Source organism: Maccoyibacter intestinihominis (genome assembly GCF_040096355.1).
Classification (GTDB): domain Bacteria; phylum Bacillota; class Clostridia; order Lachnospirales; family Lachnospiraceae; genus Maccoyibacter; species Maccoyibacter intestinihominis.
Genome location: NZ_JBBMEX010000007.1, coordinates 166693 through 183208 on the forward strand (window position 1 = coordinate 166693; position 16516 = coordinate 183208).

Annotated in this window: 16 protein-coding genes; 3 read left to right on the forward strand and 13 right to left on the reverse strand. The window is 43.7% G+C overall.

Annotated elements, in window-relative coordinates:
* Nucleotides 1–76 precede the first annotated feature (76 nt).
* The 12 genes from WMO43_RS08515 to WMO43_RS08570 form a co-directional block, all read right to left on the reverse strand.
* A complete protein-coding gene (locus WMO43_RS08515) occupies nucleotides 77–739 on the reverse strand; it encodes a thiamine diphosphokinase (RefSeq protein ID WP_353530896.1) in 663 nt (220 codons plus the stop codon).
* A gap of 15 nt (nucleotides 740–754) precedes the next feature.
* Complete coding sequence (rpe, locus tag WMO43_RS08520; protein WP_353530897.1) at nucleotides 755–1405, reverse strand: ribulose-phosphate 3-epimerase; 651 nt, start codon at nucleotides 1403–1405, stop codon at nucleotides 755–757.
* Between the two features lie 13 nt (nucleotides 1406–1418).
* Entirely contained in the window at nucleotides 1419–2297 is an 879-nt protein-coding gene (gene rsgA / locus WMO43_RS08525; protein ID WP_353530898.1) for a ribosome small subunit-dependent GTPase A, read from the reverse strand.
* An 8-nt stretch (nucleotides 2298–2305) separates the two neighbouring features.
* A complete protein-coding gene (gene pknB / locus WMO43_RS08530) occupies nucleotides 2306–4333 on the reverse strand; it encodes a Stk1 family PASTA domain-containing Ser/Thr kinase (protein WP_353530899.1) in 2028 nt (675 codons plus the stop codon).
* A gap of 14 nt (nucleotides 4334–4347) precedes the next feature.
* Nucleotides 4348–5070: a Stp1/IreP family PP2C-type Ser/Thr phosphatase gene (locus WMO43_RS08535; RefSeq protein WP_353530900.1), complete on the reverse strand. Its 723-nt coding sequence runs from the start codon at nucleotides 5068–5070 to the stop codon at nucleotides 4348–4350.
* A 12-nt stretch (nucleotides 5071–5082) separates the two neighbouring features.
* Complete coding sequence (gene rlmN, locus WMO43_RS08540; protein WP_353530901.1) at nucleotides 5083–6141, reverse strand: dual-specificity RNA methyltransferase RlmN; 1059 nt, start codon at nucleotides 6139–6141, stop codon at nucleotides 5083–5085.
* Nucleotides 6134–7450 carry a 16S rRNA (cytosine(967)-C(5))-methyltransferase RsmB gene (gene rsmB, locus WMO43_RS08545; protein ID WP_434784174.1) on the reverse strand — a complete coding sequence of 439 codons (1317 nt, stop codon included), beginning with the start codon at nucleotides 7448–7450 and terminating at the stop codon, nucleotides 6134–6136. Before rsmB ends, rlmN begins: the two co-directional genes overlap by 8 nt.
* Nucleotides 7443–8141: a zinc metallopeptidase gene (locus tag WMO43_RS08550; protein WP_353530903.1), complete on the reverse strand. Its 699-nt coding sequence runs from the start codon at nucleotides 8139–8141 to the stop codon at nucleotides 7443–7445. Before WMO43_RS08550 ends, rsmB begins: the two co-directional genes overlap by 8 nt.
* Before the next feature lie 76 nt (nucleotides 8142–8217).
* On the reverse strand, nucleotides 8218–9156 hold the full coding sequence (gene fmt, locus WMO43_RS08555; RefSeq protein WP_177962362.1) for a methionyl-tRNA formyltransferase: 939 nt from the start codon (nucleotides 9154–9156) through the stop codon (nucleotides 8218–8220).
* A 2-nt stretch (nucleotides 9157–9158) separates the two neighbouring features.
* Complete coding sequence (gene def / locus WMO43_RS08560; RefSeq protein WP_177962361.1) at nucleotides 9159–9635, reverse strand: peptide deformylase; 477 nt, start codon at nucleotides 9633–9635, stop codon at nucleotides 9159–9161.
* A gap of 22 nt (nucleotides 9636–9657) precedes the next feature.
* Nucleotides 9658–11889, reverse strand: a complete 2232-nt coding sequence (priA, locus tag WMO43_RS08565) for a replication restart helicase PriA (RefSeq protein WP_353530904.1) — start codon at nucleotides 11887–11889, stop codon at nucleotides 9658–9660.
* 3 nt (nucleotides 11890–11892) lie between these two features.
* The gene (locus tag WMO43_RS08570) at nucleotides 11893–13362 is read right to left on the reverse strand and encodes a UDP-N-acetylmuramoyl-L-alanyl-D-glutamate--2,6-diaminopimelate ligase (RefSeq protein WP_177962359.1); all 1470 of its coding nucleotides are present in this window, start codon (nucleotides 13360–13362) and stop codon (nucleotides 11893–11895) included.
* A gap of 102 nt (nucleotides 13363–13464) precedes the next feature.
* On the opposite strand from WMO43_RS08570, the gene WMO43_RS08575 reads away from it, so the two are divergent.
* Genes WMO43_RS08575 through WMO43_RS08585 form a run of 3 tightly spaced genes read left to right on the forward strand, consistent with a single transcriptional unit; the run spans nucleotide 13465 to nucleotide 15300 of the window.
* On the forward strand, nucleotides 13465–13860 hold the full coding sequence (locus WMO43_RS08575; RefSeq protein ID WP_177962358.1) for a putative ABC transporter permease: 396 nt from the start codon (nucleotides 13465–13467) through the stop codon (nucleotides 13858–13860).
* 52 nt (nucleotides 13861–13912) lie between these two features.
* The gene (gene pyrB / locus WMO43_RS08580; protein ID WP_353530905.1) at nucleotides 13913–14830 is read left to right on the forward strand and encodes an aspartate carbamoyltransferase; all 918 of its coding nucleotides are present in this window, start codon (nucleotides 13913–13915) and stop codon (nucleotides 14828–14830) included.
* Nucleotides 14831–14868: 38 nt separating this feature from the next.
* Nucleotides 14869–15300 carry an aspartate carbamoyltransferase regulatory subunit gene (locus WMO43_RS08585; RefSeq protein WP_353530906.1) on the forward strand — a complete coding sequence of 144 codons (432 nt, stop codon included), beginning with the start codon at nucleotides 14869–14871 and terminating at the stop codon, nucleotides 15298–15300.
* A 116-nt stretch (nucleotides 15301–15416) separates the two neighbouring features.
* On the opposite strand, the gene WMO43_RS08590 is transcribed toward WMO43_RS08585, so the two are convergent.
* Nucleotides 15417–16361, reverse strand: a complete 945-nt coding sequence (locus WMO43_RS08590) for a hypothetical protein (protein ID WP_353530907.1) — start codon at nucleotides 16359–16361, stop codon at nucleotides 15417–15419.
* Between the last annotated feature and the right edge of the window lie 155 nt (nucleotides 16362–16516).

A 16516-nucleotide genomic window follows, 5' to 3' on the forward strand; every position in this document is an offset into this window, starting at 1 on the left:
TACTACCATTTGCAAATTCACAGACTCTCCCACCTCTTTCTGTTATATCCTGCTTCCTTCTCCTGTAAAACTATTCCTAATCCTTAGATTCGATTACTACTAATCTGCCTGTTCGAAATTCAATCTCTGCCTGTTCTCCTGTGATCTCATTACTGATCCCGATCGAATGGCAGTGATCTAACGTATAATCCTCTAATGGATATTTCATTCCCTTTAATGTAATGCCTTCCACAGCTCCCATAAACGGAAGCAGTGAGACATATTTTCCATACTGTGTTTCTCTTTTGATCACGGTTCTTTGATCTATGACCTGTACCCGGTTATGTGCATCTACAAGATAAGCCGAAATTCCCTCTTCCCGCAGCAATCCCAGCAGATAGACATTTGCAAGCATATGGTCTAACCTGCTTCCGGTTCCTCCTACAATATGAATCTCTTCTGCCCCAAGCTCTGCCGCAGTCTGCACTGCTGACTCGGTATCCGTATCGTCTTTTTCCGGACGTAATACTTTCCACTCAATGCCGTCCATTTTTCGATACGCCTCTAATACAGCCGGGTCTACGGAATCAAAATCGCCCACGATCATGTCCGGTTTTTTTCCGTACTTATATAAAAACTCCATGCCGGAGTCCGCAGCAATAATATAACGAAATTGTTGTTCTTCTATATATTTTAACATAAAAGATGCCTCTATGGCACCGCCTGATATTACCAATATCTTTTTTGTTTTCTGTACCATTTCACCCATCCACTCTTATTTCATCAGAGTTAAAAAATCCTGCACATTCTGCGCAACATCACCTTTGAACACTGCACTTCCTGCCACAATGATATTCGCTCCTGCATCCATCACCATTTCCACATTGTCCAGATTGATTCCTCCGTCCACCTGAATGTCGGTTTTTAGTCCCTGACGCTCGATCATCTCCTTTAACTTACGGACTTTTTCCGTACAATAGGAAATGTAGGACTGTCCGCCAAATCCCGGATTGACTGTCATCAGCAATACCATATCCACTTTCGGCAGGATATACTCGACCGCTTCTAACGGCGTTGCCGGATTCAATGCTACTCCTGCTAAAATATCATGCTCTTTGATCACTTCAATGGTGCGGTCTAAATGTTTACACGCTTCTGCATGAACGGTAATGATATCCGCTCCTGCTGCCGCAAATTCGTCAATATAACGAATCGGTTCCTCGATCATCAGATGCACATCAAAAATTCTCTCCGTCAGCGGACGGATCGCTTTGAGCACCGGAAATGCAAAGGAGATGTTTGGGACAAAACAGCCATCCATAACATCAATATGCACATAATCCGCTCCCGCTTCATCAATCACTCGGATCTGCTCGCCTAAATTGGCAAAATCAGCAGATAATATAGACGGTGACAGACATTTCATAATTAAGTTCCTCCTAATACTTTTTCGTATCTTTTATTTCTTCATATAGGGTACAGTAGTTCTCATACCGCTCTGTACTGATCTTTCCTTCTGACAGTGCTTCCTTTACGGCACAGTCCGGCTCATGGATGTGACTGCATCCCGTAAAACGGCATTGTTCTTCTAATGCCACAAATTCAGGATAGCACTCTTTTAAATCCTCTTTTTCAAATCCCGGCATATACATGGAACTGAATCCCGGCGTGTCCATCAGATAGGTGTTTTTCGAAAGCGGTATGACCTGTGAATGTCTCGTCGTATGCTTTCCTCTTTCGATCTTCATACTGATCTCTCCGGTCTCCATCCGGATCTCTGACTGCAACACATTCGTAAGCGAGGATTTTCCGACACCGGACGGACCGGCTAAGGCAAAGGTCTTTCCCTCTATCTGCTCTTTGACAGTTTCTATACCGATCTGCTCTTTCGCACTGATAAAACAGATCGGATATCCGGCTGCGGCATAGATGTCCTGCAGTCTCTTTCGTTCTTCTTCATCCACTAGATCTGTCTTATTAAAGCAAAGCACTGCCGGAATATGCTGATATTCCATCATCACTAAAAAACGGTCTAACAGATGGAAGTTCGGCTTTGGCTTTGCCGCCGCAAAGACCACCAATGCTCCGTCAATATTGGCAACTGCCGGCCGGATCAGTTCGTTTTCCCTTGGTAGGATTTTTTCGATATTTCCTTTTTTCTCATTTTCATCTAAAATAGCAATTTCCACGTTATCTCCGACTAATGGTTTAATTTTCTGATTGCGAAAACTACCTTTTGCTTTACATTCATAAATTCCGGCTCCTACTACATGAATGTAGTAGAACCCGGAAATTCCTTTTACTATCTTTCCCTGCATATCTTTCCTTACTGCTTGTTAAATGTAACGTCCTGTACCTGTTTCTGCTCTGTTCCGTCAGAAAGTGACCAGGTAATCTCAAGTTTTCCGGAAGACATTTCTGCGATATCTGTTTTCTGGATCGAGTATGGGAAGGATTCGATCGCAATACTGTTCCACTGCTCTAACACTGCTCCATTAGAGTCCTTTAATACAATACTTGCACCTACCACACTGTCATTATCTGCCGGTGCCGTAATCTTGGCACTGAACTTATAATAAGTGATCTTTGGTCCGTCACTGATGACCAGGCTGATATTGCTTCCCGCATCGACATATTTTCCATCTGCGATACTCTGACTGATGACATTTCCTGCCGCAACGGTATCACTGTTCTCTTTGGTAACACTTGTTACCGTCAGTCCTGCTCCTGAGAGTTCGTTTCTGGCATCTGTCTCCGATTTTCCAACCACATTTGGAACTACGACCGGTGCTTTTCCCTGAGATACAACAATACTGATACTGTCACCCTTCTTTGCCTTGGCACCTGCATCCGGTGTCTGGGAGATGACCTGACCGCTTGCTACCGTATCACTGTTTGCGTAATCCCTTGAATACTTAAATCCGTTATCCTGCAGTTTATTAATGGCGGATGTTTCATCGAGTCCCTTGACATCCGGAACGGAAACTTCACCCACGCCACTGCTCATCACAACGACAATGGTTGTATTTTTCTTGATCATATCTCCTTTGTCTTCACTCTGCGAGATGATCTCTCCTGCATCATATTTTTCGGAAGCCTGTGTGCCGCCGTCTTTGATGCCTAGATCAATTTTATTTAATGCTTTTTTTGCTTCCTCATAGGTCATTCCGGTGACATCGATCATCTCGACCTGTTCGCTGTCTTTCTCTGTTTTTGTCGCCTCTTTTGTATCATCCTTTTTACCGGAGGAACCAAATTTTACGATCCCACTGACACTTAAGATCAGCCAGATGACAATTCCGACAATGATCACACCTGCAACGATCCCTGCAATGGACATAGCCTTTTCCATCTTCGGATTGAGTTCGCCTTCGGATTCTTCCTCTTCTTCGTCGTCCTCATCCTCTTCCGCTTCTTCCTGCGGATCATAATAAACGCTTTCTGCTTCTTTTTTGATGCGCTCTAAATCTTCATCATTATATTTTCTTGTCTCGCCGCCGACATTCGGATCTACCAATGTCACAAAATCTTCATCCGGATTGATCAGGGATTTCTTTAAATCCAATAACAGATCGCCCATGGTCTGATATCTTCTGTCTGCATTCTTCTGTGTACACTTTAAAATAATCTTTTCTAAGCTGACCGGAAGATTTGGTGCATAAGCACTCGGTGCTACCATTTCTTCCTGCAAATGCTGGATTGCCACGGCTACAGTGGTATCTCCGTCAAACGGTACACGTCCTGTCACCATTTCGTACATCACGATTCCTAAGGAGTAGATGTCACTTCTGCCATCCACAAAACCGTTTCTTGCCTGCTCCGGGGAAGAATAATGGACAGAACCCATCACATCCGAATTAATGGTATTTGATGTTGCCGCTCTTGCAATACCAAAGTCCATGACTTTGACTTTTCCCTCTGTGGAGATCATGATATTCTGCGGTTTGATATCCCTGTGAATGATATTTTTCTTATGGGCAGCCTCAATTCCTCTGCCTACCTGAATGGCAATACTGATCGCCTCTTTAAAAGTAAGCTGTCCTTTTTTCTCAATATAAGTCTTTAAGGTAATGCCTTCTACATATTCCATGATAATGTAGTACATCCCCTCCTGACTTCCTACGTCATAAATATTGACAATATTCGGATGCTCTAAGCCCGCTGCTGACTGCGCCTCAGTACGGAACTTTGTTACAAAATTAACATCCTCTGAAAATTCCTGTTTTAATACTTTAATCGCAACGAAACGTCCTAATGTATGGTCTTTTGCCTTATAGACATCCGACATTCCGCCCGCACCTATTTTTCCTACGATCTCATAACGATCATCTATAAACATTCCTTCTGTTAGCATTCTTTCCACCTCGTCTAAAACGGTTCTATAACAACCACCGTGATATTATCCTTTCCCCCATTGTCATTTGCTGTCCGGACTAATCTCTCCGCGCACTCCGCAACGTCTCTCTGACTGTTGATGATGCTTCGGATGTCCTGGTCCTCTACCATGTTTGTCAATCCGTCCGTACAGATCAATATGTAATCCTGCGGTTCTAAATTCACCTGAAAGAAATCCGCTACTACTTTGTCTGCTGCTCCTACAGCTCTTGTAATGATATTCTTGTCGGGATGATCTTTTGCTGCATCTTTTGCAATCTCGCCCATGCGTACCATTTCCTCTACTAAGGAATGGTCTCTGGTCACCTGTTTGATCTCTTTGCCGACAACATACATTCTGCTGTCACCAACATTGGCAACCCATGCCTTTTCCCCGATTACTGTCACTACAACAACCGTAGTCCCCATGCCGGACATTGCCTCATCACCGGCTGCTTTTTTTATCAGTTCCTCATTTGCTTTACAGATGGCATGCTCGATGACCTCCACCGGTTCGGTTCTCTCATCCTTTTCAATACTCTCTACGATACTTTCTACCGTATATCTGGATGCATACTCACCTGCTTTGTGTCCGCCCATCCCATCTGCTACAATAAAAAGGTTCGGCAAATTTCCAACGGCATTCTCCGATGTATACATATAATCCTGATTCATTTCTCTTCTCTTTCCGATGTCTGATATCGAAAATGTCTTCATTCCCTGTTTCGCCTACCCTTCTGTATATCTCTTTCTCAATTGTCCACAGGCACCATCTATGTCTCTGCCCATTTCCCTTCTAATAGTAACATTTATTGCATTTTTTTCAAGTTCTATTTTGAATTTCTCTGTTGCCGTATGATCCGGCTGCTTATAATTCCGCTCTTTGATTGGGTTGACCGGTATCAGATTCACATGACAGTTCATTCCATGGATCAGTCTGCTGAGTTCCTCTGCATCCTCTTTTGTATCATTGACTCCTGCCACTAAGCTGTACTCAAAGGTCACTCTCCTGCCTGTCTTTGAAAAATAATATTTGCAGGCATCGATCACTTCTTCGATGTCATACTTATTTGCGATCGGCATCAGTTCCTGCCTCTTTTTCTGGTTTGAAGCATGCAGGGAAAGTGCTAATGTCATCTGTAATTTTTCTTCGGCAAGTTCCTTAATCTTCGGCACAATGCCACAGGTGGATACCGTCAGATTTCTCTGGCTGATGTTTAAGCCGTTTTCATCGGTCAGCATGGTAATAAAACGCAGCAGGTTTTCGTAGTTGTCTAACGGTTCTCCCGTTCCCATCACAACCACATTGGAGATCCGCTCTCCGATGTCTTCTCCTACGCGGTAAATCTGCTCTAACATCTCTGCCGGAGTCAGTCCTCTGACTAATCCGTCTAAGGTAGACGCACAGAAACGGCAGCCCATACGGCAGCCTGCCTGCGAGGAGATGCAGACGGAATTGCCGTGTTTATAGCGCATCAGCACGCTCTCTATCATATTTCCATCCGGCAGACGGAACAGATATTTTTTGGTTCCATCCAGTTTCGATGTCTGAATGGTCACCGGCTCTAAGACCGTCAGTTCTGCCTGCTCTTTTAACTTTTCCCGAAGTGCCTTTGATAAATTCGTCATCTCATCCCAGCTGCTCACATGGCGGACATGCATCCACTGATAGATCTGGGATGCCCGGAACGGCTTTTCTCCAATGGATGTCATAAACGCTTTCAATTCTGCTAAATCCATGGATTTGATGTCTGTTTTTCTATGATTTTCACTCTGTATCTCACTCATGTTTCTTTCCTTTTTTCATCCTTGCAACAAAGAATCCGTCATTTCCTTCTTCTCCTGGAAAAATCTGCTTTTGCAGTTCTACTTCCAGTTCCGGGTACTGCTCTGACAGCCACCTGACATTTTCCTCATTTTCCGCTTTATGGATCGTACAGGTACTGTAAAGAAGTGTTCCGCCCGGTTTGACATAACGCACTGCATTTTTTAGGATTTCCCTTTGCAGTGCCACAAGCTCTGCCTCTTTTTCTACGGTCATCTTATATTTGATATCTTTTTTTCTGCCTATCACACCAAGTCCCGAACACGGCAGATCTGCGATCACGACATCTGCTTTTTTCTCCCATGCCGCATCAAAAATCCTTGCATCCGCGCACTCTGCCTGCATATTAGATACCTGACATCTTCTGATATTTTCTTCGATCAAAAAGACTTTCTGTGGTGTCAGATCCCTTGCGATGACACGTCCCTTTCCATGCATCTGTTGTGCCACATAAATGCTTTTACCACCCGGCGCGGCGCAGAGGTCTAAGACCACATCCTGCTCTTTTGCTCCTGCTTCCTTTGCCGCTGTCATGGAACTGATGTCCTGTACATAAAAAAGTCCTTCCTGAAAGCTCTTTAGCTTATTCAGATAATCATAACCGGACAGGAATAAGGCATCCTCCATCTGCACAGCTTCCGATACCCTGACACCTTCGCTTTGCAGCCGGTCTATCAATTCTTGTTTCGTGATGCGTTCAGTATTGATCCGCACCGTGGTCGGCTGCTCTGTCAAAAATGCCACCGCCATCTGCTCGGTACGCTCCATTCCATATTCATCCTTCCACTGACGGACTAACCACTCCGGAAGGGAGTAGATAACGGAAAGATACGCGACCGGTTCTTTTTCTTTCTCCGGATATGTGATGTTCTCTTTATTTCTTGCGATATTTCTAAGCACTCCGTTGACAAAACCTTTTAATGTATGGAACCCACGTTTTTTTGCCAACTTCACTGCCTCATTGCAGGCAGCAGAATCCGGCACTCCATCTAAAAAGCAGATCTGATAGACCGCACTCCTTAGGATGCAGCGGATGACCGGTTTCATTTTATGTACTTTTGTATTGGAAAATGTATTGATGATATAATCTATCCGAATCTGGTATTCTAACGTTCCCTCTACTACTTTTGTAAGGAAGGCACGTTCTCTTTTTTCTAAATACTGGTATTTGTCCAGTGTGTTTTTTAACGCAATATGACTGTACTCGCCATCCCTTGTTACTGCTAAAAGGATGTCGAGTACAATCTCTCTCGTGTCTGTCTTATCAGTCACGGTCATTTCCTCCAAATAAGATGATCAGACGAAGTAGCTGCAGGATCGCTGCTGCCGCACTCGCCACATAGGTCAGTGCCGCTGCTCTTAATACCCGTCTTGTATACTTCAATTCATCATCCTGAAGCATATTTGTGGTTCCTAAGATATGCAATGCACGGTTAGACGCATTGAACTCTACCGGAAGTGTCACTAACTGAAACAGTACTGCTAAAGAGAAGAAAATGATTCCAAGCTGGATCAGAAAACTTCCGGTACTGCTGTTAAAGAACAGTCCGATAATGATCAACGGCCATGCCATAGTGGAGCCAAAGTTTGCCACCGGTACTAAATTTCCACGCAATGTCAGTGGAAAATATCCGGTCTGATGCTGGATCGCATGACCACATTCATGTGCTGCCACACCGATCGCTGCTACAGAAGTGCTTCCATAGACACTGTCGGAAAGGTTTAACACCTTGGTCTTTGGATTGTAATGGTCTGTCAGGTTTCCTGAAATATGTCCGACCTGCACATCATAGATGCCGGCATCGTGTAAGATCCGCTCCGCCGCCTGTGCTCCGGTCAGTCCTGACATACTGCGGTATTTTGAATATTTTGCATAAGTGGTTTTGACTCTTGCAGATGCGATCAGACAAATGATCGCTCCGATCACTACAAGAATGTAAGTTGGGTCCCACCAGTAGTACATATGAATTCCTCCTGTTTCTAATATTTTGTGCTTTTTTTCTGATACTGTTTTTATGAGTGTCTTTTAAGCAAACTCTCTAGGCATTTGTGCCAAGCACAGTTCCTTCTTCGAGCGAAACACCACATAAGAATGCCTCTGCGGTCATCCGTTTTTTGCCCTCTAACTGTATCTCGGTCGGAACTAAAATACCATCTTTTGTCTGGATGCCAAAGCTGTGCTTTTTGACGTTTACGATTGTGCCTGCCTTTGACGGATCACCACCATCTTCCACTGTCGCACCCCAGATTTTTAAGGTTTTTCCCTGATATTCGGTATAAGTTCCCGGCCAAGGATTCAGTCCACGGATCAGACGTTCTAATTCTACGGCACTCTTTGTAAAGTCCATCTCTCCGAAGGATTTCTTTATCATGCCTACCTGTGTTGCTTTCTCGTGATCCTGCGGTGTAAATTCTGCCGTTCCATCTTCAAGTGCCTGTAAAGTCTGAACTGCTAACTTAGCTCCAACCTCGGCTAAACGGTCGAACAGGCTTCCTCCGGTTTCATCTGGTGCAAGTGTCACCTCTTCTTTTAAGATCATATCTCCGGTATCGAGTCCCTCATCCATACGCATCGTGGTCACGCCGCTGACTTTTTCTCCATTGATGACTGCCCACTGGATCGGTGCTGCTCCACGGTATTTCGGAAGCAGGGATGCATGAACGTTCACACAGCAGTATTTTGGCATTTCTAAAATCTCTTTTGGCAGAATCTGTCCAAATGCCACAACGACAATACAGTCCGGCTGATATTTTTTCAGATATTCAATGCTTTCTGCTTCTCTCACACGTTTTGGCTGGAATACCTCTATATTATGTGCAAGAGCTGCTTCTTTTACCGGCGGATATTGCAGTTTTTTACTTCTTCCACGCGGTTTATCCGGCTGTGTGACCACCAGAGCTACCTCATGTCCTGCCTCGATCAGCGCTTCTAATGTCCCCACCGCAAAATCCGGTGTTCCCATAAAAATCAATCTCATGTCTATTCCTCTTCTTCCTCATAACGCACATCAAACAGATCACCTTCTACCAGCTCTGTATACAGATGTCCGTCTAAGTGGTCTATTTCATGGCAGAATGCTCTTGCAAGAAGCTCTGTACCTTCTAATTCACGCTCTACCATATTTTCATCTAATGCCCGCACTTTGACATAATTTGGTCTGGTGACTACTCCTGCTTTTCCAGGAAGGCTTAAGCATCCCTCATCTCCGGTCTGGCTGCCCTCTGTCTCTAAGATCTCCGGATTGATCAATACGATCGGTCCGTCTCCTACATCAATGACTACGATACGCTTTAAGATGCCGACCTGGCATGCCGCAAGTCCTACGCCGTTTGCATGATCCATCGTTTCTATCATGTCCTCGATCAGCGTTGCTATTCTCGGAGTCATCTCCGTTACCTCTCTGCATCGTTTATTTAATACTTCATCTCCCTGAATACGAATGGTTCTAAGTGCCATAATGTCCCTCTCTTTCTCCTGTCTAAAACCCATGTACCGGATTGAAATCAAACTGTATGCCAATCCCGTTCCCAAACGGTTCTTTTTCTAAATATTGTTCTAAGCTGTCCTTTATCTCCACTAATGTATCATAATTTCCACATTTTAGATAGAGGACCTTGCGATAAATATCATTGATCTTTGCAACTGCCGGCTCTGTCGGTCCAATGACTGCCACGGTCTTTAGTTGCATCTGTGCGATCTTTTTTTCTATCTGCTCTGCCGCTTTTGTAGCGTTTTCTTCCTCTCTCGAAGAAATCAGTATGACTAAAAGATTCCAGACCGGCGGATAATTCAAAAGGTCACGATAACGGATCTCCTGTTCATAGAACATCCGGTAATCCTGTTCTTTTGCCGCCTCGATACTGTAGTGTTCCGGTGTATAAGTCTGGATGACCACCTCGCCCGGTTCACTTCCCCTGCCTGCTCTTCCTGCCGCCTGCGTTAAAAGCTGGAATGTACGCTCTGCGGAATGATAGTCATGGATATAGAGTGACATATCTGCCGCTAGGACTCCTACTAAGGTCACATTTGGAAAATCATGTCCTTTTACGATCATCTGGGTCCCTATCAGGATATCTGCCTCCCTGTTTGAAAATGCAGATAAGATCTTCTCATATCCGTCTTTTGTCCGTGTCGTATCCATATCCATGCGGATCGTTCTCGCCTCGGGAAAACGTTTTTTTACGATCTCTTCGATCTTTTGTGTCCCCGCCTTAAAACCACCGATATATTTAGAACCACATACCGGACAGACCTTTGGCTGTTCTGTTTCATAGCCGCAGTAATGGCAGATGAGTCTGCCGCCCTGATGCTGGCTTAAGGAAACATCACAATGCGGGCATTTGATGACATTTCCACAGGCACGGCAGGACACAAATCCCGCTAAGCCCCTGCGGTTTAAAAAAAGCATCATCTGTTCGCCTTTATGCAGCCTTTCTTCCATCAATTCCTGTAATTTTACACTTAGGATGGAACGGTTTCCCTGCTTTAATTCATCCCTTAAGTCGATGACATGACATACGGGAAGTGGGCGGTTCTGTACCCGCTCGGTCAGTTCTAACAGTGTGTACTCGCCTTTTTTTGCCTTATAATAACTCTCTAAGGATGGCGTTGCGGAACCTAATACTAACGTTGCACCGCACAACTCTGCCCGCTTTGCCGCTACTTCTCTGGCATGATACCTTGGAACGGTCTCACTTTTATAAGAAGTCTCATGTTCCTCATCTATTATCATAATGCCTAAATTTGAAAACGGTGTGAACAATGCCGAACGCGGACCGATCATGACATCAATTTCTCCATTTTTTGCCCGCTGATACTGGTCAAAACGCTCCCCTAAAGAAAGTCTTGAATTCAGGATCGAGACCCGCTCGCCAAAACGGTTATAAAACCGCATGACTGTCTGATAAGTTAAGGCGATCTCCGGGATCAGAACGATGGCCTGTTTTCCCTGCGCCACCGTTCTTGCGATCAGTTCCATATAGACTTCCGTCTTACCGCTTCCCGTAACACCATGCAAAAGGTAGGTCTTTGGCTGATGGTTTTTCATCTGTTCCCAGACAGTGTCCACTACGTTTTGCTGGGCAGCATTTAAGACTGTAACATTTCCGCTCTTTTTGAGATGCGCCACCGGATTCCGGTAATCCCTCTTAGAAATGGTCTTTACGATCCCCTGTTCTTCTAAGGCATGGATGACTGCGGTAGAGACTCCGAGCTTTTTCGTAATGATCTCTTTTGGCAGCTCTCCCTGTTCGATCAGGGCTTCTAATAACCGTTCCCTTGCCACACTGTTCTTACGGTTTTTTTCTAAAAAAAGAGTTCTCGCCGCCTGCGGCTCTAATGCTAAGGCGATCGTCTGCTTTTGTTTTTCATTCTCTTTCCGCTTGATCGGAAGCACGGTCTTAAGTGCCTGGTTCATGGTCCCGCCATAGTTTTTGCGCATCCATGCCGCTAAAGAGATCAGCTCCGCCTCGATCGGTATCCCATCCGTCTTAATATTAAATATAGGTTTAATTTTCGCAGGATCAAAGGAAGGTTCGGTGGTCAGATTTACCACATAACCCGTGATCCTTCTGCTTCCTTTTCCAAACGGCACTTCGATGGGCATTCCGATCCCAATGTCCTGTTCTAATTCTTCCGGCACCAGATACTGAAACGTTCTATCTAATTTTTCTAATGAGATATCAATGATAATATCTGCATATAATGCCATCTTTTATTCTCCATGTAATTCTTTTAAGACTTCTGCGATCAGAACTCTTTCGTCCATCGGATGTTTCACGCCTTTGATCTCCTGATAGTCCTCATGCCCTTTTCCTGCAAGGACTATGACATCTCCCGGTTTTCCATGCTCGATGGCATAGCGGATGGCTTCTTTTCTGTCGATGATCTCAATGTATTTTCCATCTGTTTTCTCAATTCCTGTTTTAATATCATCGATGATCGCCTGTGGTTCCTCAAATCGTGGGTTATCTGATGTGATAATCGTAAAGTCTGCAAGTCTTCCCGATACCTCACCCATCTCGTAGCGACGCAGTTTAGAACGGTTGCCGCCGCATCCAAAGACACAGACTAAACGCTCCGGTCCGTATTCTTTTAAGGTACTTAACAGGCTCTCAAGGCTCATCGCATTATGTGCATAGTCGATCATCAATGTAAATTCATCGGAAACTTTTACCATCTCAATCCTGCCACGCGTCTTTGCCTCTTTAAGCGCCTTTTTCATATCCTCCACGGAAACATTAAAGTGATGACAGATCGCAATGGCTGTCAGGGAATTGTATACACTGAATTTTCCCGGAACATCTATCTCTACATCAAAATTTAAAAGTCCCTCTACAGTATAGGCAACCCCTAAATATCCCGGACGTTTTACTAATTTCGTATTGACTGCATGGATATCCGCATCTTTGGAAAATCCAAAGGTTTCCACCTCGCAGGTATGTCCTTTTAAAATCTCTTCCACATGGGCATCATCTTTATTGACGATTCCTAAACGACACTGGCGGAACAGCATGGACTTGCAGGCAAGATACTCTTCAAAGGATGCATGCTCGTTTGGTCCGATATGATCCGGTTCAATATTCGTGAATATTCCGATTTCAAATACAAATCCTGCCGTACGATGCATCATCAGTCCCTGAGAGGATACCTCCATGACACAGCAGTCACAGCCTGTTTCCACCATTTTATGAAAATACTCCTGTATAATATAGGACTCCGGTGTCGTGTTGCTTGCCGGAATGACTTCATCCCCGATGATCGCCTCGATCGTACCGATCAGACCGACTTTATAGCCTGCACTCTCTAAAATGGATTTTACCATATAGGTCGTGGTCGTCTTTCCTTTAGTTCCGGTTACACCGATGACACGCATTTTCTCCGCCGGATGGTCAAAATATGCTGCTGATAAAAGTGCTAAGGCATAGCGGGTATCTTCGACTTTGATAACCGTTACCCCTTCTGGTGCTTCTACATCCTCCTGCACCACGATCGCAGCGGCTCCTTTTTGTGCCACTTCCCCAACAAACTTGTGTCCGTCCACTGCCGTACCTTTGATGCAGACAAACAGATCGTCTTTCCCTGCTTTTCTCGAATCATAAATCAAATGTGAAATCTCAATGTCAGGGTTCCCCTGCACACATTGATAATCTAATCTTTCTAATAATTTTTTCAGAGCTGGCATAAGCATTCCTCTTTTCCTTTTTTATCTTTTCTAATAATAACGGACTTTGCACCTCAAGTCAATTTCACGCATAAACTTTCCGCAATGGAACATACTGTTTTTATGAAGAAAAATTTTTTAATCTGTGGGCTGACGGGATGGTGTATGGAGATCATCTTTACCTCGTTTCACGCCTTTTTTAATAAGGATTTCCGACTCAAAGGGCAGACCTCTATCTGGATGTTTCCGATTTACGGACTCGCTGCACTGATCCATCCGATGCATCATCAGATGGAGGACAAGCCTGCTCTTTACCGCGGCAGTGTCTATACCCTTGGTATTTTCACCTGTGAATATATCAGTGGTTCTCTTTTAAAAAAACATCATATGTGTCCCTGGGACTATAACAATGCCAAAACAAATGTCGATGGTGTCATCCGTTTGGATTATGCACCGTTTTGGTTAGCGGCAGGATTGATCTTTGAAAAAATCTTAAGTATTTCGGATTCTGAATCTTGAAAATTTCGGACAACTATTATATGATAGTAAAAATCACTTAAGGAGGAACACTATGCGACATTTAATGAGTCCGTTGGATTTTTCCGTTGAAGAGTTGGATGAGCTTTTAAATCTTGCCAATGACATCGAAAAAGATCCCAAAAAATATGCACATGCATGCGATGGAAAAAAGCTTGCCACCTGTTTTTATGAACCGAGCACCAGAACCCGTCTTTCTTTTGAAGCTGCCATGTTAAATCTTGGAGGCAGTGTTCTTGGTTTTTCCAGTGCCGATTCGAGTTCAGCAGCAAAAGGCGAAAGCGTTTCCGATACGATCCGTATTATTTCCTGTTACGCAGACATCTGTGCGATGCGTCATCCAAAAGAAGGAGCTCCTCTTGTTGCTTCTCTTCATTCCAATATTCCAGTTATCAATGCCGGAGACGGCGGTCATCAACATCCTACACAAACTCTTACCGATTTATTAACCATTCACAGTTTAAAAGGCAGATTGGACAATCTGACGATCGGTTTGTGCGGCGATTTAAAGTTCGGACGTACCGTTCACTCTCTGATCAATGCCCTGATCCGTTATCCGGGCATCCGTTTTGTATTGATCTCACCGGAGGAATTAAAAGTACCAAGTTATATCCGCGAAGAGGTCTTAAACCGCAATCATATCCCATATGAAGAGGTCATCCGCTTAGAAGATGCCATGGACAAACTGGACATTCTCTATATGACACGCGTACAAAAGGAACGTTTCTTCAATGAAGAGGACTATGTGCGCATGAAGGATTTTTACATTTTAGATAAGAAAAAAATGGAGTTGGCTCCAAAGGATATGTTAGTACTCCATCCGCTTCCTCGTGTCAATGAAATTTCCGTTGAGGTAGACAATGATCCGCGTGCTGTTTACTTCAAACAGGCACAGTATGGTGTCTATGTACGAATGGCACTGATCCTGACTCTACTTGGAATTCAGGTATAAATGACAGTTGAAAACACGACAAACAGGAGGACAACTATATGTTAAATATCAGTGGAATCAGCGAAGGTTTTGTGCTTGATCACATTCAAGCAGGCATGAGTCTGAAAATCTATCACGACCTTGGATTGGATAAATTAGACTGCACCGTTGCGATCATCAAGAACGCCAGAAGCAGCAAAATGGGCACAAAAGATATTATCAAAGTGGAATGCAGCATTGATGCTCTCGACCTTGACATCTTAGGATTTATCGACCACAACATTACCGTCAACATCATCAAAGGTGATACGATCGTTGAAAAGCGAAAACTCCACCTTCCAAAACAGGTTAAGAATGTCATCCGCTGCAAGAATCCAAGATGCATTACTTCGATCGAACAGGAACTTGACCAGATTTTTATTTTAACGGACAAAGAACATGCCGTTTACCGTTGCAAATATTGTGAGGAAAAATTCCGCTCATTAAAATAATTTTCGATTTATTTCTATACAGGTTCAAACAGCCTGCGGAATCATGGCAATGTTATACTTTGTCATGATCCTGCGGGCTGTTTTTCACTCTATAGGAATATCGTGTTACATTAAATTTATTGATTCTTTTTTATACTGACCCAGGTTGCTGCTGCTAACTCAAGCAGACAGGAAATCACCATAGCAGAAGTTCCCCTGTGCAATCCAAACATCATAAAGATGTCATTTTTATAACCCAGTCCCAACAAAAGCTGAAGGATCACCAAAAAGGCTGTTACGATCCACATGCCGCCTATGATGAAATGATAATATGGTGCGCCATCCGTGACATAGTTCACGAAATATTGCACCCCTTTTTTTATTGTTTCATTTTTCTGTGCAAATCGGAATATTCCTCCAATTACGACAGTCATCACTCCGATTCCGATCAGATATGCCGCATGTAATAAAAACGAAAGCCATCCAAAATACTCATTCATCATGCCGAACACTCCTGCTGCCAATATCAGTACAACCGGAATCCCACCAATCCCAATCCGTATATTTTCTAATCTGTTTACCGGATTTTCTTCTTTTAAAACAAGTGTCTTTAATGGTTTGATATCTTTTGGTTTTTCTAAGAAATATTTTTTTCGCAAAAATATCATAACCAGTGCCACAATATGTAACAGGATAGAAATCATCAAAAGTGCCACACCATATGCTGCCCGGTTCTCTTTGCTGCCGATCAGAAACGGAGTCAGGGTTGTTGGTCCGCCAAGCATGGTGCCGGAAGCCACTGTCTCTACAATGACACTGATCATAGTCATCAACACAAAGAACAGGACTGCTAATCCACACCAAAAGTTCAAACAGCCTTTTCCTGCTTTTTTCAAAACTTCATAATACTTCGCATCTGTCTTTTCTACATATCCGGATGCAAAATCTGCAGCCTTCTCTGCATTTTCATCAAAAAACCAATATACAACGATTTCACCGATATAGAGTATTCCCACCAATCCAATATACGGATTTATAAGTGTGCATAAAAATGCAAGTAATAACGGTATGATCCAATACATATTCATCTCTCCTCTTTTCTTTCCATATGATGTCCGATTTTATCACAAAAAAAGAACCAGAACAATAAGTTCTGATTCTCAGACTGTAGACAAAGACCTCGGCATTCCGCCGAGGATTTTTCTTTGAAAGAGGCTAAAAGTCAGTATTTTCAAGA